Origin of the sequence: Alcanivorax sp. S6407 (genome assembly GCF_023016115.1) — a bacterium.
Lineage (GTDB): Bacteria > Pseudomonadota > Gammaproteobacteria > Pseudomonadales > Alcanivoracaceae > Alcanivorax.
In genome coordinates, this window is sequence record NZ_JALKBH010000002.1 from 1,154,431 (window position 1) to 1,175,504 (window position 21,074).

Below are 21,074 nucleotides of genomic sequence, written 5' to 3' on the forward strand. Positions count from 1 at the left end.
GCTCCACGCCTGACATCAGGCGTGTTGCAACCAGAAGGCCAGCCCCTGGCAATTGAGACGGATATCCATCCCCAGGATCTTCCCGAGTTCAGCCTCGCTCAGGGTGACACCGTGCTCACGGGCCTTGCCGAACAGATACTCACCCATGGCCACTTCCAGCGCCTCCTGCAGATCATCCGGATCGTTGTTCGCCGCCACCTGTTTCGCCAACGCCACATAGTCATCGACCATGGGAATCAGGCGCTCCCCCAGCGGCTGCGGGTTCTCCACCATGTCATAGTGTGCGAGATAGATTCGCTCCGGCTGCAGATCCAGCAAGCGCTGGATCGATGTCTTCAGTGCCTCCGGCTCAAACTGTACCGGCGTGGTGGTCGGCAGGATGAAAGGTCCCTTGTCGGTGGTCAGGACCGGATAGGACAGACCAAAGGTATCGCCAGTGAAGATACCCTTCGACAATGGGTCGTAAACGCAGAAGTGGTGGCGGGCGTGGCCGGGGGTGTCGTAGAAGCGCAGCTCCCGGTCAGCCAGCAACACGCTGTCGCCGTCCTGCATAACCCGCACCCGGCCCTCATCCACCGGGATCACATCCCCGTAGATCTCGACGAACTTCGCTTCACCGTACACCGCCGTAGCACCGGCCTTGAGTTTGGATGGGTCAATCATGTGCCGGGCACCGCGGGGGTGAATCAGCAGGGTCGCCCCGGGCAGCGCCTGCATCAAGCCACCCACGCCCCCGGCATGATCGAGATGCACATGGGTGGGGATCACATACTTCACGGCGGAGGGTGCGATACCTTTCTGTTCCAGCAGGGCCAGGATGATCGGCACGGTGTTGTGGGTACCGGTTTCAATGATGGCGCACTCATCCCCCGCCTCCATCAGATAGCAGGCCGCCAGCTCCTCATGGACCATGGCAGTATCAATGCGAGTGATGCCGAATGGCAGCGGATGATATTCCTGGAAAGGCATGGGGTGACTCCGGACAACAGCGGGGTCACCACTATAACCTGCGCCCGGATCAACGCCACAGGCGACCAAAGTGGAACCGGCCGGCTCAGTCCGGGCAGACCACCTGATTGATAGCCGCAGCGGATCCCTTGAGGGAAAAGTCGGAACGGTAGACGGGCTCCCCCTCCCCATTCAGGTAGAGCACATCCAGTGTCTTGCCCTGACGGATTGCCTTGATGATTGGTGAGCCCAGCGATGCCGTGCTGGCGAAAATCAACAGATGATTGTCACTGTCATGCTCGCCATAGCGCGGCCCCACATCCCCAAAGGGCACACCATCAACGAAAAATTCCCGGGATACCTCACCGGCGGCAAACTGTTCCGCCAGCGTGGTCGACGGTCCACCCGCGGTCACGAAGCGACGATGGGCCAGCACGTAAACGGGTTCGCCATTGTCCTGTCGGCACAGCATCCCCACCGCAAACTTCGCCGCACCGTCATGCATGCCGTGTTCACCAGCATAGGGGTGACCATGATAGTTACCCAGCGACCACTCCGCGTGGCCAGACACACTGATCAAGGCAATCAGACCTGCCAGTAAAAACCTTCTCATCGGCTTCCCTTCCCTGAATCCAGCAACAGCCTCAAGACTACCGCACTGCCCGCCATGACGAAAACAGCGCCGCCCGAAGCGCGTCGGGGAGATCAGCGAGGAAGCAGGGGGGCGAGTTGAAAGTTCAAAGTTAAAAGTTGAAACGCGGATCAGGTTGTCGGGGCTTGCAAGGTAGTGCCCGCGGACGCGGGTAAGGGCGCGGGCACGACCCTGCAAAACAGTGAGGCCTTGCCCCACTGCTGTCCCACAGTTTCATGAAGATCCTGAGGAGGTGGAGGCGCCTTCTCCTGTGGGAGCTTGCTTGCAAGCGAAGAGTCCTTTCCGCACCAACATTCGCCTGCAAGCAGGCTCCCACGAGACAAGCATCTGCGAGTGTCAAAATGCGCCGGTGAAATCCTGTTTCCCTAAACAGAGAAACCCGCCGGCTTGCCAGCCTGGCGGGTTTCGGACTTCTCTAAATCAAACTGTGGGACAGCAGTGGGCCTTGCCCGCGCTTTTAAACTTTCAACTTTGAACTTTCAACTCAACAAGCACGCCCCACGGACGCCCGGGGTTGGGCTTCTGCGTGAAGCGTGTTGCATGATGCGTGCTGCGGCCTAACTAGCTTTGGCCAGGCCTTCGCCGACAGCACCACCGTAATTCTCCGGATGCTCGCGGGCATCCTTGATGGCACGCCAGGCTTCCGGGACCCAGCGTTTCTTTTCTTCCAGTGTGGGCCACAGCATACGCATGACGCCGCCAATAAGCTTGAAGCCAATCTGGTCCAGCCAGGTCCAGCGGATGCCGAACACTTCCCGATAGGCGGGCGGATAGAAGCCCTTCTTCAGGTGCCAGGTCAGCGAGCCCATAAAGTACTGGTAGATGCGCCACTGGCGATCGGTCATGGTGGTCCTGGGATGCTTGGGCTGGCCTGTGTAGTGGCCGCGATGCTCCACATACTCGGTGGCCGGGTTCACCTGCAGGCTGTTGCGGATGGTGTCATCCAGATACGCCCAGTATTCGTCGGTGGTGGCCGGCATGTCCTTGTCGCGGATGCCCATCTGCCGACCAAACTGCAGCCATTCCTGGAACAGCTGCTGCTTGTCAGCTTCGCTCAGATGGTCGCCATTGAACTCGGCAAGGTAGATCATGCCGTAGTAGGTGGTGATATGAACCCAGGTGTACAGCTCCGGGTTGAGGGCATGGTACTTCTTGCCGTTGAAGTCGGTACCCTTGATATCGCGATGCATCTCGCGCAGGCGGGTACCAAAATCGCGCACTCCTTCTTCGGTGTTGTAGAGCACTGGCCACAGCAGGGCGAGGGAGCGCTCGGCACGGCCCCAGGGATCTTCCTTATACGCGGAATGTTCCTCTACCCCGGCACCGATACCCGGATGCGCCACTTGCACGGTGGTGGTGCTGGGCAGCAGGAATATCACCCGCGCATCACCAAAGTATTTCCACATCAGGGAATCCGGTCCCAGTACAGCCTGTTCCTGTGTCATTGCGTCTACTCCAGAGTCCAATAGCACTCTTAGCCATTTTTCCGATGAGACAACGCTACCTGCTCCGTCTCACCTTGTCCCCGGGAGTAAATAAAGGATTGCGAGCTGTGCATGACCGGAAATACGCCGCACTGGCCAAAATGATTGCGACTTCATGAAAAAAGCCAGAACTTCGCCGAAAATCCTGCCTTTTTTGACGCAACCTTCACGAAATATGGCGAAATGCCCGTTTTTGAGGATCCGCCGGCAGGTTTTTATGCAAGGCCTTGCGGAGCATTCGCACATTCATGGCTTCGCTGAGCTTGGCCATGCCTGGCACGTGGTAATGGGAGTAGGTGGACACCTTGTTCATCCCCTTGTAAGCCATCACCGCCCGCCACCAGAAGGCACTGCGCGGCAGCTCATAGACATCCGCCAGCTCATCGCCCAGACAAATCCGGCTCAGCTCGAACAGCAGTTCTTCGGACAGGTTAAACGGCGGCTGTCGTGCCAGCGCAGTAATCACCGCCTGGGCCAGCATGCGGCCTTCATGGTTGGGATCGTACTGACGTTCGCGAATGCGCTGGTATTGGTAGATTTCCTCATCCAGCGAATCGGTAAGCATCTCGTCACAGAGACCGTTCTGCCGCGCCATGAAACGCCACAGGTGATGGCTGGCCGCCTTGTCGTCATCACTGAGCGACGCACCCATGCGCTCCATGCCGCGCTGGGCCAGGTAGTCGAACTCGATAATGGTGAAGGCCATGTCTTCCTGATTGATGGGCTCATCGTATTTTTCGGTTTCCCAACCCTGCTCACGCAGGTACTTGCGCACCATGGCATGCAGCAGCCGCACCTCCATCACCGTGCGATGCCCTTCCGCCCCAGGTCGCAGCCCCCCGGGCACATTCATGTTGTGGGTCATCTGTGAGGTTTCATACACCCGACGCAACACGTCCTGATGCAGGCGCCCCGTCGCCACCAACACATGGGTTGCCTTGCTCAGGGAATAGCCCTCTACCAGGCTGCTGACCAGCAGGGCAATGGAGCGCACATTAGCGAACCCCAGATTCACGCGCGCCGCATGCTCCACCTGCTCCCAATCCACCCAGGCGGGAATGGTGTGACAGTGATCCACGTAGTCCGAGAACACACCGCCTTCGCTTTTCGCCCGCGCATAAACCTCGTCCAGCATTTGCGCCGGACGCGCCCGCTTGAGCTGTGCCGCCACCGCATCCGCCAGCGGGTCGCAGGTGTAGCGCATGCGGTCCATGACACTGTCAGCATATTTGGCTTGCCAGGCCGGATTGGCGGAAGGCGCGAGGATAGCGGCAGGTGCATTCATGGTGGTTATCTCTTGCAGTTTGCTATCATCCGACCATAATCCAAGCAATTACTTGGTTAATACTTGGTTTTATGGCCGACCTGCCCCGTAATCTGACATCGCTCAAGAAACAGCCCTCCCAACCCCGCGCCCGGCGCACGGTGGAGCGCATCATCACCGCTACCGGCGAACTGGTCATGGAGCAGGGGCTGGAGGCGCTGACCACCAACCGGGTGGCCGAGCAGGCCAACGTGAATATCGCCACCCTGTACCAGTATTTCCCCCACAAACAGGCCTTGCTCAGCGCCCTGGTGCAGACCCACATGCACGACCTGACCCGCAGCCTGAATACCCTGCTGGAAGGGCTAGGAGACGTGTCGGTGGCCGAATCCACCCGCCTCTGGGCCACCCTGGGGATTCAGTATTTCCGACAGAACGACAGCCTGCTCAGCATGCTGATCCAGAGCCAGCACGCCCTCACCACGCTACCGGAAGGCAAGGAGTTCGAACGCCGCCTGCTCGACGCCATGCACCGCTTTCTGTCCCGCCAGCGAGACCGGCTGCGGGTCGAGAACCTGGACAGGGCGATTTATGTGTCGCTGCACGCCTGCACCGCCATCCTGTCACGGCATCTTCTCGAGCCGGTGCCGTATTACAAGGACGAGGAAATCGTTGAGGAAGTGGTGACCTTGATGACGAGATATTTCTGTTAAGGAGACGCTGCACGCAACACGCTTCATGCACCACGCAAAAAGCGGAATCAAAAACTGAAAAGAGGATTTACCACAGAGGTCACTGAGTTCACTGAGCTAAAACATCATGGATTCGTGGGGGCAGTAAGGCAGGAGCGTAGACAGACAAGCCGGTGCGATTCCAGAAAGCCCCCGTCTTTTCTCAGTGAACTCTGTGCGCTCTGTGGTAAAAAACGCCTTTGCCCCTGATGCAAAAACGTCAGCTAAAGGTTTCCACGTATAACGCTTCCACCTTCTCCCGGGCCCAGGGGGTCTTGCGCAGGAACTTGAGGCTGGATTTCACCGAAGGATCCTTGCGGAAACAGTTGATGCGGATCTCGTCTCCCAGCGCCGCCCAGCCATAGTGATCGGCGAGCTCGGTAACCATGCGCTCCAGGGTGATCCCGTGCAACGGGTTGTTGGGCTGGCTTGTGGACATCAGGATTCCTTGTCGGTGAGGCGATCAGAGGGCGGCAGCAATCAATTTAGCGTAGTTTGCCAAGCGAGGGTAAGCTGGAGAGAACAACCCGGCAAACGATGACCTCAGGCAAGGAGCGCCTTATGGCAGGGAAGCAATGGCGGTACAGCATACGCATTGGTGTGGTTGCTATTTTCGTTACTGCCACCGCCCTCACTGCCAGCATTGCCATCGGCCTGCAGTACTACTTCAATTACCAGCAATCCCTCTCCGCCACCAAGACCCTGTATCGCCAGACCGCCGAACAGACTGCCGATTTTCTGGAAAGCCGCGATCGCAAGGCGCGCAATGTGGCTCTGTCACTGGCTCGCTACCCCCGCCTGGCAAGGGACAACGGCCAGGTGCCGGCCTCCACCCTGCGCCTGTTTGCCCAGACCCTGTCTCTGAACCCCGGCCTGTATGCGATCTATCTGGGCTTTGATAACGGACGTTTCTACGAACTGATCAACCTGCAGGCCCATCCGCAAGTACGCAACCGATTGGGCGCCGGCCCGGAGGCCAGCTGGCTGATGGCCACCCGCGACAGCGATGCGGATCACAAGAACCTTTATTACCTGGACGCCCGACTCGAGATCCTCACCAAGACCCGCGAACCCAGTAGCTACGATCCACGCACCCGCCCCTGGTTCGAGCAGGCGCAGACCGGCAAGGTTTTCCAGACCGCCCCCTATATTTTCGACAGCCTGGAAGCCCCCGGTCGCACCTATTCCTTGCGGCTGGACAAGAACGCCGCCGTACTCGGGCTGGACATCACCCTGGACGCCATCACCGAACACCTGCTGACCCTGCCGGTGGCCAGTGGTACCGAGCTCTACCTGCATGATCAACAGGGCCGCATCATTGCCAGCAATGCCCCGCCCCTGAACAGCCAGCTGCCGGAGGTCACGCCCCTGTCACTGAGCGAAGAGGAGCAGGCGCTGGTCAAAGCCCTGTCTCCGCTGCGTGTCTCCAATGAACTGGACTGGGCGCCGGTGGACTTTGCCATCAGCGGCGAGCCCCATGGCTATGCCATTGATGTACTCAACCTGATCAGCCAGATGACCGGACTGGGTTTCCAGTATGTGAATGGACACACCTGGCCCGCCCTTGTCAGCCTCTACCAGGAAGGCAGTATCGAGATCCTGCAACCGATTCTGCGCAACGAAAGCAATGCCAGCCTGGGCCTGTTCACCGCGCCCTTTCTGGACCTGCCATTTGCCTTTGCCAGCCGCGATGAGCAGGCCGCCTTTAGTCACCTTTCCCAACTGAATGGCAGGACCCTGGCGGTGGGTGAAGACTGGTCCATCATCCCGGTGATTGAACGGGAATTCCCGGAGATCACCCTGCGACAGTACCCAAGCACTCTGGACGCACTGCGAGCAGTGCGAAATCGTGAGGCCGACGCCGTCATCGACAACGCTGCCATTCTGCGTTTCATCCAACGACAGTTTTTCCTCGATGGCCTGCGGATCCGCGACAGCAGCGATACCGGGCTGCCGACAGACATGGGGCAGCTTTTCCTGCTTGTGCATCCCGACCAGCAACCCCTGCGGGCATTGCTGAATCGGGCACTGGCGGCCATTCCCCCTGCGGCGCAGACTCAACTGAAAAACAAATGGCTGAATGACAACCAGGTCTTCAGCCGCTTCAGCGGCACGGTACCGTACCCGGACCTGCTCAAGACCAGACCGGGAAGCCATACCGCGCTTCAGGAATTCGACGATGGCGCAGAGCACTACTTTTCATTCTCCCGCCCCTTCTCCAGCGGCACCGATCTGTCTTTTTCCGCGGTGGCTCCGGCGTCCCTGATTACCGGACCGGCGCGCCAGAATGCACTCTGGGCTGCGGGCATCACCGCCCTTTGCCTGCTCGCCCTTCTCCCCCTGGCAGGCCTGTTTGCGGCTCCCATTGTCAATCCGATCAAGCGCCTGGAAGCCGAAACGCTCAAGGTAAAGAATCGCGATTACCATCAGGTAAAGCGCATCCGCACCAGCATCATCGAAACCGAAAGGCTGGCCGCTTCTCTCTATGCCATGGCCCAGGCCATCCGTCAGCATGAGAAGAACCAGGAAGCGCTGATGGAATCCTTTATTGAACTGATTGCCCAGGCCATTGATGAGAAGTCCGCCTATACCGGCGCCCACTGCGCCCGGGTACCGGAGCTGGGCATGATGTTGGCGGAAGCCGCCTCACGCAGTGACGACAAGGTTTTCCAGAACTTCAGCCTGGATGATGAACGCAAGCGACGCGAATTCCGCATCGCCGCCTGGCTGCATGATTGCGGCAAGATCACCACGCCGGAACACATCGTCGACAAGGGCGCCAAACTGGAAGCCAACTACAATCGCATCCACGAGATCCGTACCCGCTTTGAAGTACTGTGGCGCGATGCGGATATTGAGTATCTGAAAGCCACGCTGGCCGATCCGGAAAAGCAGGCCGGGCACGACAAGCGCTGGCAGGACCGGAGACAGGAGCTTCAGGAGCAATTCCGGATCGTGGCAGAAGCCAACGTGGGCGGTGAGTTTCTCGATGAGGACGCCAAGGATGCCCTGCGCAGGATCGGCGCCCAGACCTGGCAACGCCACTTTGATGACCGGCTCGGTCTATCGCCGCTGGATGCCCGCCGACTCGGCCCGGACTCCACCCCGCTCCCTGCGATGGAGACATTGCTGGCCGACAAACCGGAGCATCTGATCCCCCACGAGCATCCCCCCCATTACCCGGAGCATCTGGGTATTACCCTCACGCCACCACACTTCCAGGCCAATCTGGGCGAGCTCTACAACCTGTTGATCGATTACGGCACCCTCACCGCCGAAGACCGCTTCAAGATCAACGAGCACATCATCAACACCATCCGCATGCTCGACAAACTGCCGTTCCCGGAAGAGCTGGCCAAGGTACCCCAGTATGCCTCTACCCATCACGAACGACTGGACGGCAAGGGTTATCCACGTGGACTCAATCGGGAGCAACTGGAAATCCCCGACCGGATTCTGGCCGTGGCCGATGTGTTTGAGGCGCTGACCGCATCCGATCGCCCCTACAAACATGCCAAGACCGTCAGCGAATCCCTGCGCATCATGAATCACATGGTGGCAGAGGGGCACCTGGATGGTGACGTGCTACGTTTGATGTTGCTGAGCGGCGTCGTCGAAGACTATGCCCGCCAGCACCTCAGTGCCGACCAGCAGGACGTGCATGACTTTCATGAGTTCCTGCCCGGCGGGGCCTAGAAGCGAGCTGTGAGTTGAAATTTGAAAGGGAAGTCAAAAGCCCTGGGACGGAAAGACATACACAAAAACAACCGTAATTCGGCCCGGCCGCGTTGCGAAATGTGGCGACTGTGGGATAGTTTTAAGTAACGACTGACACATTACATACTGACAACAGATTGCCTATGGCCCTGACTGCTGCGGATGTACGCAATGCCACCGCCCTGAAAAAGCCCTACAAGCTGAACGACAGCAAGGGGCTTTACCTGCTGGTGGAAACCGACGGACAGCGCACCTGGAAGCTGGCCTACCGGTTCAATGACCGGGACAAGGTGATTACCTTCGGCCCCTACCCGGAAGTATCGCTGGAATCCGCGCGCCACCTGCGCAAGGAAGTCCGCGAGCTGATTGCCGACGGCATCGATCCGATCAGCCGCTGCGAGAAGCGGGAAATTTTTCGTCCTTCTCTGGCCACCTTTGAAACCGTCGCCAACGATTGGCTGGAGCGGGTCTACCGGCTGGAAGTGTCGGAAGAACAGTTCCGTCGCACCAAACGACAGCTGGAAAACTACCTGATTGCCAGTGTCGGCAAACGGGTGGTCAGCGAAGTGACCCCGGAAGACCTCAAATCCCTGGCCACCGCCCTGGGCGCCGAAGGCCACGTGGAAAAGGGCAAGCGGGTGCTGGGTATTGCCAAACGGGTCTACCAGCATGCCCGGGACACCGGGGTGGCCGGTTATCAGCACACCGCCGCCCTGCACAAACGCCTGACCGGTTCCGGTACCGAGCCGGAGTTCCTGATCAGCACCCGCGAAAAACTCACCCGGCTGGCCAGCGATGTGCTGGGCCAGTGGGGCCGCAGCACCAGCAGTGCGGCACTCAAACTCACCGTCTGGCTGCTGGCCAAGCCAAGTGAAATCGTTAACGCCAAGTGGTCGGACATGGATCTGGATGCCGGTGAATGGCGGATTCGCCGCACCCAGCCGGACACGGGAGAGGAACGCATCATCACTGTGCCCCTGCCTCGCCAGGCGGTGGAACTGTTGCGCGAACTGGAGCCGCTCACCGGGCGCCAGGAATACGTATTCCCCGGCAGCAATGACAGGCACAAACACCTTGGTTCCAGCAGCATCAGCAAGACCCTGAAAAAGGTCACCCGCGGCGACCTGGTCAACACCGACAACCTGCGCACTCTGGCCGCCACCGCCCTGGGCGAGCTGGGCTATCAGGCAGAGCAGATTCAGGCACAGCTACTGGATCAGGATGCCGAACAACCCGACCGGGAAGGCTACGCGGAAAAGCGCCGGGAAATGCTGCAGGACTGGGCGGATTATCTGGAAGGCACCTTGCTGGGCAAGGTCGCGAGGCGCTAGCTTTCCCTAGCCCTGCTGTTGACGCCATTCCCGCGGCGTCATGCCGGTCCAGTTTTTGAAGGCCCGGGTAAAATTGGCCGGGTTCAGATAGCCCAGCATTTCCCCGATCCGTCGGATCTCCAGATCTTTCTGCTGCAACAGCCGTCGGCTGTCACGCAGGCGCGCCTCTTCCAGCAATTTCTGATAGTGACAACCGCGCTCCTGTAATCGCCGCCGCAGTGTCCGCGGCGTCAGGTGCAGGGTGTCAGCAAGCTGTTCCGGTGAAGGGTAGCCGTCACTACCCGGGACCAACGCCGCGCGCACCTGCCGCACGATGTCATCATCCCTCTCGGTGAGCATGCTCTCACGTTCACATTGCTCCAGTGCACTACCCAGCGCCTCCGGATTGGCGGTGGGCAAGGGCTGGTCGAGCAGCGCCATATCTCCCCACAGGGACAGGCCAACGCGATGCTGGGCAAAGCGCACCGGCGGCAAGCGGTCTTGCCAGGTTTCGAATCCCTCCGGGCGCTCGCCGGGCAGCCACATCTCCAGCCCACCCGGCAATACCGGCACCAGAAACTCGATCCCCCTCAACATGCTGGTCAGGATGGAACTGAGCATCAATCGGGTCAGGGTGGGCGACAGCGAAATTTCCACACTCAGCTCCAGGAACAGCGCATCCTCTTCGCTGTGCACCTGTAACTGCACCCCGCGACCGCGCAGATGCCAGTAACGCTCCAGAATGACGATGGCCTCACGCACGGTGGGCGCACACATCAGCGCATAACCGAGATTCCCGTGGGCAGTCAGCAGCATGCGGTCGCCGGTGGAGAAGCCCAGACACTCATCGCCGGTCAACTGATGGGCCGCAGCCACCACCTGGGCAACCTCAAATAACGACAGCTTGCCAGAGGGGTCTTCCAGCGCCCGGGCCGGCAGCCCGGCCAGTGACAACAGTGCTTCGCGCTCGACCCCGCGCGCCTGTGCCACGTCCATAAAGGCCCGCGGATAAGTCACCGCCTGGCTGGGCTGGTGCACCCAGCCCGGCAGGGAGTCGCGCTTTGCTGTCATTTGCGCGAGGATAGACGCTGCAGACATTTGGCCACCAATGATAATTATTATGTCCTCGCAGCGTCTCACGCTCCTTGACCTGACACCAGTACATTAAACCCATGTTAAGCCTATTGGCCCGATGAGCCCGATCAGGAGCACAACAATGAACGCCATCGTACCGATCAAGCCCGGCAAGCTGCGCCAGCGTGTCAGTGGCACACTGAAAACCCTGAGCAAGACCCCGAAAGGCATGATCCCCAAAGTCCGCCGCCCTGACTTTGCCTTCAAGGAAGGCGACGTGCCGCGCTACTGGTGGGGCGACAACCCGGTAAAGACCCTGCTGCTGGCCGCCATGTCCTCAGGTTTCCCGCCCGGTGAGCGCTTCTTTATCGACTCGGTGCGACACTTCGAGGGGCAGATTACCGATCCGGAGCTGAAGAAGGCGATCAAGGGCTTCATCGGCCAGGAAGCCCACCACTCCCGCGAGCACGATGCCCTCAACGGCTATCTGCAAGAGCAAGGCGTAGACCTCGCTCGGCTGGAGAAGGAAATCCTCGGCTTCATGAACTGGATGCGCCGCAACCTCAGCCCGGAGCGCCAGCTGGCCCACACCGTGGCCGTAGAGCACTTCACCGCGCTGATGGCCGAAGAGTTTCTCCTCAAGTTCGACGCCCTGGATGAAATGGACCCGCGCATGGCAAAGGTCTGGGCCTGGCACGCCATTGAGGAATCCGAGCACAAGGCAGTGGCCTTCGATGTCTACAAGGCCATCGGCGGCAGCGAGTTCACCCGCATTACTGAAATGATGCTGGTCAGCGTGCTGTTCCCGTTCTTCACCTCCATGCATCTTTACCAACTGGTGCGCGATGAAGGCCAGCTGGGTAACTGGAAAGCCTGGCGGGAAACCCTCAACTACATGTGGGGCAAACCCGGCGTGTTCCGCAAGTTGCTGCCGGGCTACTTCAGCTTCTACAAACCCAGCTTCCATCCCTGGGATCATGATGCCCGTGACCTGGTGGAAAAGGCCAAACAGCGCTGGCTGGGTGAAACCGGCTGAGCCCCGCCTGCCTGGCGCCCCTGCACACGGGGCGCCAGCCCCCCTCATCGCGCCCTTACGCCCCACTCCCCTGCCTTCCTGACGCATAACACAGAAGTGTCACACTTAGCCAAACGGGTCATGCCACCCGCTCCTCGCTTGTCCTAGAATGGCGCCACCCGGCTCTTGCCCCGCCGCTATCGCCGGCGCGGAAGATAACCAGAAAAGGCAAAGGGACCCGAACACCTTGAAATGGATCAGGACAGCAGTGCTTGCCCTGTGCATGTGTGGCTCAGCCCAGGCTGATGACGCCAGCAATGAGCTGGTCAACTTCGGTCGCACCCAGGCAGCCCATATCGCCGCCCGGGCGGATGTGATTGCACAGGTTGAAATTCAGAATCAGATCAGCGCCATGTTGTCCGAGGATGACATCGCGTTGCTGGACAGCCGTTGGCAGCAGGAATTTGGCAGTTCCGACTCCCCATTGATTCATCGGCTGACCAACAATCCGCTGTCCGATGCCCTGCGCACGATGCAGCTGAGCAGCAACGAACTGATCACCGAAATCATCATCATGGATAATCGCGGCCTCAATGTGGCCCAGAGCAGCATTACCAGTGACTACTGGCAAGGGGATGAAGCCAAATGGCAACAGACCTTCCAGCTCGGGCCAGGAGCTGAGCACGTGGGCGAAATGAAGCAGGACGACTCTACCGGCAGCTTCCAGATCCAGGTCAGTCGCACCATCACCGACAGGAACGGCCAGGCCATCGGCGCCGTCACCGTCGGCGTGGCGCCCGTACAATTTGACTGACGCCTGATCCGCGTGATGCGTCAGGCTTCCGGCATCTGGCACACCTCACCTTCACCCGCTGTAGACCTGTCTGAACGCATTATCAGGCAATGACTTCTGCCATTGCCGCGTCCCTCGACACCGACATCGCCGCCCTGCCTGCCAGCCCGGGCATCTATCGCTTCTGGGGTGAAGGAGAGTCGCTGCTGTATATCGGCAAGAGCATCAATATCCGCCAGCGGGTGCGAAGCCACTTTCAGAACACGGCACCCCGTGCACGCCGCATGTGCCAACAGACCCGCCGTATCGAGTTCAGCGAAACCGCCGGTGAACTGGGCGCCCTGCTGTTGGAGAACCGGGAGATCAAGCAACGCCAACCGATCTTCAACCGGCGCCAGCGGCGTTACCGGCAATTGCAGACCTGGACGCTATCCACAGACAGCAACGGTTTACTCACTCCCACACGATACCAGCCGAACCCTGAAAGCCCGCTCTGGCAGCAGGACTGTTATGGCCTGTTCCGCAGCCCACGTCAGGCACAACAGGCCATGGAGCATTGGGTAAAGGCCCATGGGTTGTGCCCGAAAGTGTGTGCTCTGGAAGGCGGAAAAGGGCCCTGCTTCTCCTTTCAACTGGGCCGCTGTCAGGGAGCCTGCTGCGGGGAAGAATCGGCCCACATGCATAACCAGCGGTTGCTGGAAGCCCTTCAGGAGCATCAGATTCAGGCCTGGCCTTACGACGGCATCCTGGTAATTCACGAACCCGGGGAAGGCCGGGAAGACTTTCACCTGATTCGGCAATGGTGCCACCTCGCCACCCTGCCCCATCCACCATCCACTGACGACCTGATCGATCTCGGGGACGGATTCTTTGATCTGGACAGTTACCGCATGCTGCTCCATTTCCTCAACCGGGGGGCCCAATGCTTCGTGATGACCTAACCCCGACCACCCGACTGATCACCGGCGCCAGTTCGGGAATCGGACTGGCGCTGGTGGAATACTGGCTGTCACGCCAGCACCCGGTCATTGCTGTGTCACGGCATGCCAGCCAATGCGAAACACTGCAAAGCCTGCAGCAGAAAGGATTACCGCTGCGCTGCATCGACACAGATATTGCAGACCCTGATCAACTGGAAGCGCTGACAAAACGCTTAAAGGAATGGGAAGCCGCGCCTCAACAGATCATCAATTGCGTCGGCCTGCTGCATGATGCGACAACCGGCCAGGCACCAGAAAAACGCCTGGAGGACATCAACCTGCAACGCCTGCAGCAAAGTTTCGCCATCAACACCTTCGCACCGATACTGCTTGCCCGGGCGTTGTTACCCCTGATGCCGCGACGACAACCCGGCATCTTTGCCAGCATCAGCGCAAGGGTAGGGAGCATTGAAGACAATCATCTGGGCGGCTGGTACAGCTACCGGGCCAGCAAGGCTGCGCAGAACCAGCTGCTGCGTACATTGTCGGTTGAAACCCGTCGACGCTATCCGCAACTGTGCGTGCTGGCATTGCACCCCGGCACCACAGACACGCCGCTGTCAGCGCCGTTTCAACGCAATGTACCGGAGGGAAAACTGTTTTCGCCGCAGCGGGCGGCCCGACAGCTGGCAGAAATCATTGATCATGCCGGCGAAGCACAGCATGGTCGCTTTATTGCCTGGGACGGCAAACCCATCCCCTGGTAATCATTCCCCGGCCAGTTTCAGCAAACCTGCCGCGTAGGCATTCACATCGAAGGGCTCGTTTTTTTCCGCGCTGATTGCCACGTGCTCGGCCAGCACATCGGCCATTTTTTCCAGCACCATATCGTGCTCTTCTCCCTTGGCGGTCAGCGCCATCATCACCAGCCCGGCTTCACGGGGGTGACCATCGGCAATCTGGTTCTCAATCGCTTCCACAAGCCGCGCAAAGGCGAAGTCGTCTTCTGCCTGTTCCAGTTCTTTCATTGTACTGTCCTGCTATTCAGTCCGGTTCAGGGATTGACCATCCGGGCGTTAAAAGATTCCACGGTCCGGTTCCACTTATCCACTACCTCGTTTTCAGTATCCGCCGCATCGGCAATACACTGCTCCAGACACTGCTTGTAGCTCTGCATCTTGCCCTGATAGGTCACCAGGTTGTTGCGGGCAAACTGGATCTGCTCGTTAGTCGCGGTCTCGCCATCAGGGATGGCCGGTTTGTCCGGAAGATAGCAGTTACACAGGGCAAAAGTCTGACCAGCAGACAGCATTAATACGGCAAGCAAAAAAGGGAAACGCACATATCGCCACATTTTCTTCTCCTTGATTATCGCGGCTGCATCAGAGGACATGATAGGTCATTGCCCACATAATTCCCGGCAACAGGTCACTTTATCAGCGGCTGGGAGGAGATTGCTCGTACCGGTTCCTTGCCAGCCCGTCCTGCTGCACTATTATGCAGGCATGCAGGAAAAACCGATCACCGAGATGAATAAAGAGAACGACATGCCCATGACGTCCAACATTTTCAACCGCAGGCTCAACCGCACTTTTCGCTGCTCACTCCGCCGCTTTACGGCCTTGCTCCCCTTGTTGCTTGCCACCCTGCTTGCCGGCTGCTTCGGACCGGAAACGCCGGAAGAGGTCACGGCAGAATTCTGGAGCGCGGTCATCGACAATGATGCCGATGCTGCAGTCGATACTTCGACCCTTACCGATCCGGCCCGCTTCGATGGCTTCGACAAGAACTGGAATGGCTACCAGGTCGAGCTGGGCAAACTGGTCGTAGAGGGCAACAAGGCCCAGATTGACACCGTCCTCAGCAAACCCGACGGCAGCGACCGAGAGGTGATCACCTGGCTGGTACAACGGGATCAAGAGTGGAAGGTCGATTATGAACGCACCCAACGCAGCGTTCGCGGCGGCGTGTTTGGCGACCTGTTCAATCGCATGACGAATTTGGGGCGGGACCTGGAAGAGAGCCTCAATCAGTCCGCCGATGAAGCCAACCGCAAGCTCGACAAGCTCCTCAACGAACTGGAAGCCAATCAGGAAGCCTTCACCCGCCAGGCCGACCAGGCACTACAAACCTATAGCGCGCAACTGCAGCAATCCCTGAAAAGCATGGATGAATCCATCCAGCAAACCCTGCAGGAACAATCCAGCCGCCTCAGCGAGGCTGACATAGAGGCGCTCGAGGATGCCGCCAGCGAACTGGAACAACGTCTGGAGTCCATTGACCCTGACTCCATCCAGTCCGCACTGGAGAACAGCAAGGCGCTGGCAGAGATCCGCAGCAGTCTGGAGAAGCTGGACAACGAAGCCCTGGAGAAGCAGAAGAAGCAGTGGCAGGAACTGTCGGAATCCCTCACCGAAGAAGTGGAAAAATTGCGTGAGGAAATGATGGAGTAGGACGCATGACGCCTGACGCCTGACGCAAAAAGGCCCGCCCGTAACCGGGCGGGCCTTTTTGCGTCGGTAAACACTAACTAGTGGCTGCTGTAGGAGCTTGCCTGCAAGCGATCCGAGCCTAAGCGAGGTAATAGTTTCGAGTACCGAGTTTCGAAGGGCAAAACCCCAACCCCCGTAACTACCTGCCTTTTTTTTGGTTTTCGAAACTCGGTACTCGAAACTCGCTTCTGGGATCCTTACCTCGCCGAGGCTCGGATCGCTTGCAGGCAAGCTCCTACAGCGGCTCCGTAGATAGCCTGAAAAACCCGGGAACTTTTCCGGGTCTTCTCATCAAATCGAGTGTAGCTTGTAGCTTGTAGCTTGTAGCTTGTAGCTTGTAGCTTGTAGCTTGTAGCTTGTAGCTTGTAGCTTGTAGCTCGTAGCCCTACCCCTGCTCCAGCCAGTCAGCCATTCGCGTAGCCAGATCATCCAGCACCGTGTCGGTGTCCAGCCCGGGCGGCTTCATCAACACCAGGTGCAGCAGACTGCCCGCCGTGGAAGTCGCCATCAGGTAGAGGGTGCTCGGCGGCACTGTCAGCTGATAATGCTCACGGGATTTCTGCAGCCCATTGACCACCACCTGCAGCAATTCCTGCTGCAACTGCCGAGCCGACGGCAGCTGCTGCACAAAGGGCACCTGGAATATCAGCACCTGAAGTAATCGTCGATGCTGAAACATCAGGGCGTACAGCGCGCCGATCAGATGACGCATCGCCCGATGCACGTCCTGTCGTCGGTCGGTACGTTCAAGCCTGGCATTGAGGGTGCTCGACACATCCGCCAGCAAGGTATCCGCCACCCGTGCCACAATCGCTTCCTTGCCGGGAAAGAATTCATAGACAGAGCCGATACTCACTCCAGCGACCTCCGCCACCGCATTGGTGGTCAGCCCGGCATACCCCCTCTCCTCCAGAATCCGAGCGCAGGCTTCCACCATGGCCTGAACCGTCGCCCTCGACCTGACCTGCCTGGGCTCTTTTTTCATTTTAAAATCAGCGGGTTGAAGCTTTTCCGTAGCCATCGACGGGGTCCTGTGAGCGATCCTGAAATCCGAGTTTTTCCGAGCATATACTCAGATTAGACTTTATGCATTCGTTCTCCGAAAAGGTTTGAGCTTCCGTGTCCAGTGAACTGAAATTCCGTATCCCCAAAGTCCTTCCCTACGTCACCCGCTTCGGCCAGCACTGGCGCTGGAACGTAAAAAGCCTGCTGGCCCCCGGCGATGCGCTGCGTCAACGGGTGAATGGCAAGGTGATCATCCTCACCGGCGCCAGCTCGGGTATCGGTGCCGAGGTGGCCACTGAACTGGCCCGGGCAGGCGCCACCCTGGCACTGATAGCACGTAACCGGGACAAGCTGGATGACCTTGCCAGCAGCATTCAGGAACAGGGCGGCAAGGCATTCGTCTATCCGGCGGACCTGACCAATTTCGACGAGTGTGATCGTGTCTGCCGGGCCATCGAACAGGAGCATGGCCGGGTGGACATTCTGATCAACAACGCCGGCCGCTCCATTCGCCGCTCCATCAAGTTCACCTACGACCGCTTCCATGATTACGAGCGCACCATGCAGCTCAACTATCTGGCATCCATCCGCATGGCCATGAATGTACTGCCCGGCATGGAAGCCAGAAACGAAGGGCACATTATCAATGTCTCCACTGTTGGGGTGCAGGCAAATCCCGCCCGCTTCTCCGCTTACCTGGGTTCCAAGTGGGCGCTGGAAGGCTGGACCTGGGTGGCCGCCAATGAGTTTGCACACACCAACATCCGCTTTTCATCGCTGAACTATCCGCTGGTGCGCACTCCCATGATCGCGCCAACAAAAATCTACAAGTACATGCCGGTCATGTCCGTGGACAGGGCGGTGAAGTGGATGCTGGATGTGATCATCACTCAGAACAAACGCAAGCTGGGCATCTTCGGCAAGGGCGCCCTGGGCATGTATTACCTGCTGCCGAAGACGTCTGAATCCATCGTGAACTTCAGTTATCAAAGCGTTTACGAACAGCCGCCTGAAAATTATGTGTCTGCAAAAGTGCGGGCACGGGCATCGGCAAACGAAGAGAATGACGACGCTCAGGCGAAGTCCGAGAGCCATCAAAAACCCCGGCGTTAAACCTGGTGCGCATCGTCTGAATCGCAGACGGTGCGCAGCGCAATCTGCGATGCATTGAGTGCCGTAGTTCTTCCTCCCGAAACCCATTGAAATAACCTATCCTTTTCATAGAAAAGAAAACCCCTGTTTATCGCTCCCAGCGCTAGCCGGGGCCCATTTTTCTCTTTAGATTGAGTCCATAACATTCATGACTTGATCCAAGGGAGAGTAACCAATGGGTAATGCAAACGCAGGGAAATGCCCGGTCATGCACGGCGCCAATACTTCAGCAGGGAGTGAGGCGACCAAGTGGTGGCCGCAGGCACTGAACCTCAACATCCTTCACCAGCACGACAGCAAGACCGACCCCATGTCAGCCGGTTTCAACTATCGTGAAGAACTGAAAAAACTCGACACCGCCGCCCTCAAGCGCGACCTCACCGCTCTGATGACTGACAGCCAGGACTGGTGGCCGGCAGACTGGGGTCACTATGGCGGCCTGATGATCCGCATGGCCTGGCACGCGGCCGGCTCCTACCGCATGGCCGACGGCCGTGGCGGTGCCGGCACCGGCAACCAGCGCTTTGCGCCACTGAACTCCTGGCCGGACAACGGCAACCTGGACAAGGCCCGTCGTCTGCTGTGGCCGATCAAGAAAAAATACGGCAACAAGATCAGCTGGGCCGACCTGATTATCCTCGCCGGCAACGTGGCCTACGAGTCCATGGGCTTCAAGACCTTCGGCTTCGGTTTTGGCCGTGAAGACATCTGGGCACCGGAAGAAGACATCTACTGGGGTGCGGAAGATGAGTGGCTGGCCACCAGCGATAACGACAAGAGCCGCTACTCCGGGGATCGTGATCTGGAAAACCCGCTGGCCGCGGTAATGATGGGTTTGATTTACGTGAACCCGGAAGGCGTGGACGGTAACCCGGATCCGCTCAAGACCGCCCATGACGTGCGCGAAACCTTCAAGCGCATGGCCATGGATGATGAAGAAACCGTGGCATTGACGGCCGGTGGCCACACCGTGGGTAAAGCCCACGGTAACGGCAATGCCGACAACGTGGGCCCGGAACCGGAAGCGGCCGATGTGCACGAGCAGGGCCTGGGCTGGAACATCACCGCCACTCGCGGGGTGGGCAACCAGGCGGTAACCAGTGGCCTTGAAGGTGCCTGGACCACCAACCCGACCCAGTGGGATCACGGCTACTTCGACTTGCTGCTCAACTACGAGTGGGAACTGAAGAAGAGCCCCGCCGGCGCCTGGCAGTGGGAACCGGTGGACATGCCGGACGAACACAAGCCGGTGGACGCGGAAGATCCGTCAGTACGCCACAACCCGATCATGACTGACGCCGACATGGCCATGAAGGTGGATCCGGAATACCGCAAGATTTCCGAAAAATTCCATCAGGACCCGGCCTACTTCGATGACGTATTTGCCCGCGCCTGGTTCAAGCTGACGCACCGTGACATGGGACCGAAAGCCCGTTATATCGGCCCGGAAGTGCCCAGTGAAGATCTGATCTGGCAGGACCCGGTGCCCGCCGGCAACAGCAGCTACGATGTGGATGCAGCCAAGGCGAAGATTGCGGCCAGCGGCCTGAGTATCAGCGAGATGGTCAGCACCGCCTGGGACAGTGCCCGCACCTACCGCGGCTCTGACATGCGCGGTGGCGCCAACGGGGCGCGCATTCGCCTGGCACCACAGAAGGACTGGGAAGGTAATGAGCCAGCCCGCCTCAGCAAGGTACTGGGCGTACTCGAAGGCATTGCCGGTGAAGTGGGCGCCAGTGTGGCCGACATGATTGTGCTGGCAGGTAACGTAGGCGTGGAGCAGGCAGCCAAAGCCGCCGGCCTGAACATCAGCGTACCGTTCACCCCGGGTCGTGGTGACGCCACGGACGAGCAAACCGATGCGGAATCCTTCGAGCCGCTGGAGCCCATCCATGATGCGTTCCGCAACTGGCTGAAGAAGGATTACTCGGTACCGGCGGAAAAACTGATGGTGGATCGCGCCCAGCTCATGGGCCTGACAGCACCGGAGATGACCGCGCTGGTCGGTGGCATGCGCGTGCTCGGCACCAACCATGGTGGCAGCAAGGACGGTGTCTTCACCGACCGCGAAGGCCAGCTGAGCAACGATTTCTTCGTCAACCTGACCGACATGAGCAACAGCTGGAAGCCGGCAGGCAACAAGTATGAAATCGTCGATCGCAGCAGCGGCAAGGTGAAGTGGACCGCCACCCGGGTTGACCTGGTGTTCGGTTCCAACTCCATCCTGCGCGCCTACGCCGAGGTATACGCCCAGGACGACAACCAGGAAAAGTTCGCCAACGACTTCGTGGCGGCCTGGACCAAGGTGATGAACGCCGACCGCTTCGACGTTTAAGCATAGGCACTACCCCGAACGCCCCCGTACGAAAGTGCGGGGGCGTTTTTTTTGGCCGCTTCGCGGCTGCAACATGCTCCACGCATCACGCGGCACGCAAAACCGGGAGCACCGCAGGAGAGCCAACCTGTTGGCTCTCCTGCGATACGAACAGCGCTTCTGGAATCCTTACCTCGCTCAGG

Annotated in this window: 19 protein-coding genes; 10 read left to right on the forward strand and 9 right to left on the reverse strand. The window is 59.1% G+C overall.

The genetic code is table 11. The annotated features are described in order from the left end of the window. Positions 1 to 15: 15 nt before the first annotated feature. From MWU49_RS08535 to MWU49_RS08550, 4 genes are all read right to left on the reverse strand, one after another. Complete coding sequence (locus MWU49_RS08535) at positions 16 to 969, reverse strand: MBL fold metallo-hydrolase (RefSeq protein ID WP_246970593.1); 954 nt, start codon at positions 967 to 969, stop codon at positions 16 to 18. Between the two features lie 85 nt (positions 970 to 1,054). Beyond that, the gene (locus MWU49_RS08540) at positions 1,055 to 1,561 is read right to left on the reverse strand and encodes a hypothetical protein (RefSeq protein WP_246970595.1); all 507 of its coding nucleotides are present in this window, start codon (positions 1,559 to 1,561) and stop codon (positions 1,055 to 1,057) included. A 596-nt stretch (positions 1,562 to 2,157) separates the two neighbouring features. Next, a complete protein-coding gene (locus MWU49_RS08545; RefSeq protein WP_246970596.1) occupies positions 2,158 to 3,045 on the reverse strand; it encodes an oxygenase MpaB family protein in 888 nt (295 codons plus the stop codon). Between the two features lie 205 nt (positions 3,046 to 3,250). Further along, on the reverse strand, positions 3,251 to 4,369 hold the full coding sequence (locus tag MWU49_RS08550) for an oxygenase MpaB family protein (protein ID WP_246970600.1): 1,119 nt from the start codon (positions 4,367 to 4,369) through the stop codon (positions 3,251 to 3,253). A gap of 71 nt (positions 4,370 to 4,440) precedes the next feature. Between MWU49_RS08550 and MWU49_RS08555 the strand changes: the two genes are divergently transcribed. Then, positions 4,441 to 5,061: a TetR/AcrR family transcriptional regulator gene (locus tag MWU49_RS08555; RefSeq protein ID WP_246970602.1), complete on the forward strand. Its 621-nt coding sequence runs from the start codon at positions 4,441 to 4,443 to the stop codon at positions 5,059 to 5,061. Between the two features lie 238 nt (positions 5,062 to 5,299). Here the strand turns inward: MWU49_RS08555 and MWU49_RS08560 are convergent, their stop codons facing one another. Continuing rightward, on the reverse strand, positions 5,300 to 5,518 hold the full coding sequence (locus tag MWU49_RS08560) for a VF530 family protein (RefSeq protein ID WP_246970604.1): 219 nt from the start codon (positions 5,516 to 5,518) through the stop codon (positions 5,300 to 5,302). 122 nt (positions 5,519 to 5,640) lie between these two features. Here MWU49_RS08560 and MWU49_RS08565 point away from each other — a divergent pair, with 122 nt between their 5' ends. Together MWU49_RS08565 and MWU49_RS08570 are read left to right on the forward strand one after the other, a co-directional pair. Beyond that, entirely contained in the window at positions 5,641 to 8,775 is a 3,135-nt protein-coding gene (locus tag MWU49_RS08565; RefSeq protein WP_246970606.1) for an HD domain-containing phosphohydrolase, read from the forward strand. 164 nt (positions 8,776 to 8,939) lie between these two features. Further along, on the forward strand, positions 8,940 to 10,127 hold the full coding sequence (locus MWU49_RS08570; protein ID WP_246970608.1) for an integrase arm-type DNA-binding domain-containing protein: 1,188 nt from the start codon (positions 8,940 to 8,942) through the stop codon (positions 10,125 to 10,127). Positions 10,128 to 10,133: 6 nt separating this feature from the next. Here MWU49_RS08570 and MWU49_RS08575 read toward each other — a convergent pair whose 3' ends face one another. Beyond that, positions 10,134 to 11,204 (reverse strand): AraC family transcriptional regulator, encoded by a 1,071-nt coding sequence (locus MWU49_RS08575; RefSeq protein WP_246970610.1) that lies wholly within the window; start codon positions 11,202 to 11,204, stop codon positions 10,134 to 10,136. Between the two features lie 118 nt (positions 11,205 to 11,322). Between MWU49_RS08575 and MWU49_RS08580 the strand changes: the two genes are divergently transcribed. The 4 genes from MWU49_RS08580 to MWU49_RS08595 all read left to right on the forward strand — a co-directional run bounded on the left by MWU49_RS08580 (position 11,323) and on the right by MWU49_RS08595 (position 14,675). Continuing rightward, a complete protein-coding gene (locus MWU49_RS08580) occupies positions 11,323 to 12,216 on the forward strand; it encodes a metal-dependent hydrolase (RefSeq protein WP_246970612.1) in 894 nt (297 codons plus the stop codon). Between the two features lie 226 nt (positions 12,217 to 12,442). Beyond that, the gene (locus tag MWU49_RS08585; RefSeq protein WP_246970614.1) at positions 12,443 to 13,009 is read left to right on the forward strand and encodes a PDC sensor domain-containing protein; all 567 of its coding nucleotides are present in this window, start codon (positions 12,443 to 12,445) and stop codon (positions 13,007 to 13,009) included. 89 nt (positions 13,010 to 13,098) lie between these two features. Next, entirely contained in the window at positions 13,099 to 13,929 is an 831-nt protein-coding gene (locus MWU49_RS08590; protein WP_246970617.1) for a GIY-YIG nuclease family protein, read from the forward strand. Then, positions 13,911 to 14,675 carry an SDR family NAD(P)-dependent oxidoreductase gene (locus tag MWU49_RS08595; protein ID WP_246970619.1) on the forward strand — a complete coding sequence of 255 codons (765 nt, stop codon included), beginning with the start codon at positions 13,911 to 13,913 and terminating at the stop codon, positions 14,673 to 14,675. The genes MWU49_RS08590 and MWU49_RS08595 overlap by 19 nt, the downstream gene beginning before the upstream one ends. Here MWU49_RS08595 and MWU49_RS08600 read toward each other — a convergent pair whose 3' ends face one another. Next, positions 14,676 to 14,936 (reverse strand): hypothetical protein, encoded by a 261-nt coding sequence (locus MWU49_RS08600; protein WP_246970621.1) that lies wholly within the window; start codon positions 14,934 to 14,936, stop codon positions 14,676 to 14,678. Positions 14,937 to 14,962: 26 nt separating this feature from the next. Then, a complete protein-coding gene (locus MWU49_RS08605; RefSeq protein WP_246970623.1) occupies positions 14,963 to 15,262 on the reverse strand; it encodes a hypothetical protein in 300 nt (99 codons plus the stop codon). A 199-nt stretch (positions 15,263 to 15,461) separates the two neighbouring features. Here MWU49_RS08605 and MWU49_RS08610 point away from each other — a divergent pair, with 199 nt between their 5' ends. Then, complete coding sequence (locus MWU49_RS08610) at positions 15,462 to 16,361, forward strand: hypothetical protein (protein WP_246970625.1); 900 nt, start codon at positions 15,462 to 15,464, stop codon at positions 16,359 to 16,361. A 424-nt stretch (positions 16,362 to 16,785) separates the two neighbouring features. On the opposite strand, the gene MWU49_RS08615 is transcribed toward MWU49_RS08610, so the two are convergent. Beyond that, positions 16,786 to 17,337 carry a TetR/AcrR family transcriptional regulator gene (locus MWU49_RS08615; RefSeq protein WP_246970627.1) on the reverse strand — a complete coding sequence of 184 codons (552 nt, stop codon included), beginning with the start codon at positions 17,335 to 17,337 and terminating at the stop codon, positions 16,786 to 16,788. Positions 17,338 to 17,519: 182 nt separating this feature from the next. On the opposite strand from MWU49_RS08615, the gene MWU49_RS08620 reads away from it, so the two are divergent. Next, positions 17,520 to 18,518 carry an SDR family NAD(P)-dependent oxidoreductase gene (locus MWU49_RS08620; protein WP_246970628.1) on the forward strand — a complete coding sequence of 333 codons (999 nt, stop codon included), beginning with the start codon at positions 17,520 to 17,522 and terminating at the stop codon, positions 18,516 to 18,518. Positions 18,519 to 18,732: 214 nt separating this feature from the next. Beyond that, positions 18,733 to 20,892, forward strand: a complete 2,160-nt coding sequence (gene katG, locus MWU49_RS08625; protein ID WP_246970631.1) for a catalase/peroxidase HPI — start codon at positions 18,733 to 18,735, stop codon at positions 20,890 to 20,892. Positions 20,893 to 21,074 lie beyond the last annotated feature (182 nt).

What these genes read in the sequence shown, in the direction of transcription:
- MWU49_RS08565 (WP_246970606.1), top strand. Translation starts at nt 5,641, where the DNA reads ATGGCAGGGAAGCAATGGCGGTACAGCATACGCATTGGTGTGGTTGCT.
- MWU49_RS08545 (WP_246970596.1), bottom strand. Translation starts at nt 3,045, where the DNA reads ATGACACAGGAACAGGCTGTACTGGGACCGGATTCCCTGATGTGGAAA.
- MWU49_RS08560 (WP_246970604.1), bottom strand. Translation starts at nt 5,518, where the DNA reads ATGTCCACAAGCCAGCCCAACAACCCGTTGCACGGGATCACCCTGGAG.
- katG (WP_246970631.1), top strand. Translation starts at nt 18,733, where the DNA reads ATGGGTAATGCAAACGCAGGGAAATGCCCGGTCATGCACGGCGCCAAT.
- MWU49_RS08535 (WP_246970593.1), bottom strand. Translation starts at nt 969, where the DNA reads ATGCCTTTCCAGGAATATCATCCGCTGCCATTCGGCATCACTCGCATT.
- MWU49_RS08540 (WP_246970595.1), bottom strand. Translation starts at nt 1,561, where the DNA reads ATGAGAAGGTTTTTACTGGCAGGTCTGATTGCCTTGATCAGTGTGTCT.
- MWU49_RS08550 (WP_246970600.1), bottom strand. Translation starts at nt 4,369, where the DNA reads ATGAATGCACCTGCCGCTATCCTCGCGCCTTCCGCCAATCCGGCCTGG.
- MWU49_RS08570 (WP_246970608.1), top strand. Translation starts at nt 8,940, where the DNA reads ATGGCCCTGACTGCTGCGGATGTACGCAATGCCACCGCCCTGAAAAAG.
- MWU49_RS08605 (WP_246970623.1), bottom strand. Translation starts at nt 15,262, where the DNA reads ATGTGGCGATATGTGCGTTTCCCTTTTTTGCTTGCCGTATTAATGCTG.
- MWU49_RS08555 (WP_246970602.1), top strand. Translation starts at nt 4,441, where the DNA reads ATGGCCGACCTGCCCCGTAATCTGACATCGCTCAAGAAACAGCCCTCC.
- MWU49_RS08595 (WP_246970619.1), top strand. Translation starts at nt 13,911, where the DNA reads ATGCTTCGTGATGACCTAACCCCGACCACCCGACTGATCACCGGCGCC.
- MWU49_RS08600 (WP_246970621.1), bottom strand. Translation starts at nt 14,936, where the DNA reads ATGAAAGAACTGGAACAGGCAGAAGACGACTTCGCCTTTGCGCGGCTT.
- MWU49_RS08580 (WP_246970612.1), top strand. Translation starts at nt 11,323, where the DNA reads ATGAACGCCATCGTACCGATCAAGCCCGGCAAGCTGCGCCAGCGTGTC.
- MWU49_RS08615 (WP_246970627.1), bottom strand. Translation starts at nt 17,337, where the DNA reads ATGGTGGAAGCCTGCGCTCGGATTCTGGAGGAGAGGGGGTATGCCGGG.
- MWU49_RS08590 (WP_246970617.1), top strand. Translation starts at nt 13,099, where the DNA reads ATGACTTCTGCCATTGCCGCGTCCCTCGACACCGACATCGCCGCCCTG.
- MWU49_RS08610 (WP_246970625.1), top strand. Translation starts at nt 15,462, where the DNA reads ATGACGTCCAACATTTTCAACCGCAGGCTCAACCGCACTTTTCGCTGC.
- MWU49_RS08575 (WP_246970610.1), bottom strand. Translation starts at nt 11,204, where the DNA reads ATGTCTGCAGCGTCTATCCTCGCGCAAATGACAGCAAAGCGCGACTCC.